At 70.1% G+C, this 1,004-nt stretch carries 1 protein-coding gene; it reads right to left on the bottom strand.

The window, feature by feature from the left end; genetic code table 11:
• Window positions 1-844: patatin-like phospholipase family protein (locus JCM9942_RS16760; protein ID WP_054660970.1), on the bottom strand; the 844-nt coding region annotated here is incomplete at its 3' end.
• Window positions 845-1,004: the final 160 nt, after the last annotated feature.

Here is a 1,004-nt window from a genome sequence, read left to right as displayed (position 1 = left end):
CGGCCTTCTCGCCTTCCAGAATGGCGCGGCCGCGCTGCTCGAAATCGGCCGCACCGATATCCAGCACCTGCGGGCGGATGATCACGTCGGCGCGCGCCAGTTCCTGCTCGCCCAGCCGCTGGCCCATGATGGTGATCGACTGGCCGACCGCGCCGAGCAGGCCGCTGGGGCGCTGGCCGGTGGCGCGGCTGGAAATATCCACCGCGATCACGAACTCGGCACCGAGCTGGCGTGCCGCGTCCACCGGCACCGGGCTGACCACGCCGCCATCGACGAAGGTCTTGCCGCCGATGCTGACCGGCTCGAACACGCCGGGAATCGAGCTGGAGGCGCGCACCGCCTGGCCGACATTGCCGCGCACGAACACCGCGCGGTCGCCGGTCTCCAGCTGGGTGGCGACCGCGGCGAACGGTTTCTTCAGCTGCTCGGCCGGCTTGTTCCCGACCTGGGTGTTGACGTAGTCCTGCAGCTTCTGGCCCTGCACCAGGCCACCGGAGAACAGGCGGATGTCGCGGATGCTGGCTTCATCCAGCGCCACCGCCTTCTGCTGCATCTGGAACGCGTTCATGCCGCTGGCATAGAGCGCGCCGACCACGCTGCCGGCGCTGGTGCCGGACACCACCACCGGCTCGAAGCCGTTGGCCTCGAGCATCTTGATCACGCCGATATGGGCAAAACCCTTGGCCGCGCCGCCGCCCAGCGCCACGCCGATCTTCACCGGCTTGACCGGGGTCACCGGCGCGGCCACCGCCGGTGCGGCGGGTTTGACGTTCTCACCGCCGCAGGCGGCCAGCAGGCCAAGCAGGGAAAGGAACAGCAGCAGGCGGGAAGTGCGCGCTTTCATGATTAACAGGGGGCGTCGGAAAGGGCGCCAGCATAGCGCTTCGCGCCTTGCCGACGCCGGCCCCCGTGCTCCCCGTTTAGAACCGGTTGTCGCCGTCCAGCAGCCGCCCCAGGCCGCCCAGCACCGAGCCTTCGCCGCGGCTCTGGCCACCGCCCTGCGG

The organism is Stenotrophomonas pictorum JCM 9942 (assembly GCF_001310775.1).
Classification (GTDB): Bacteria; Pseudomonadota; Gammaproteobacteria; order Xanthomonadales; family Xanthomonadaceae; genus Stenotrophomonas; species Stenotrophomonas pictorum.
Note: the sequence above shows the minus strand (reverse complement) of the source record. Positions and strands in the feature narration are given on the sequence as shown.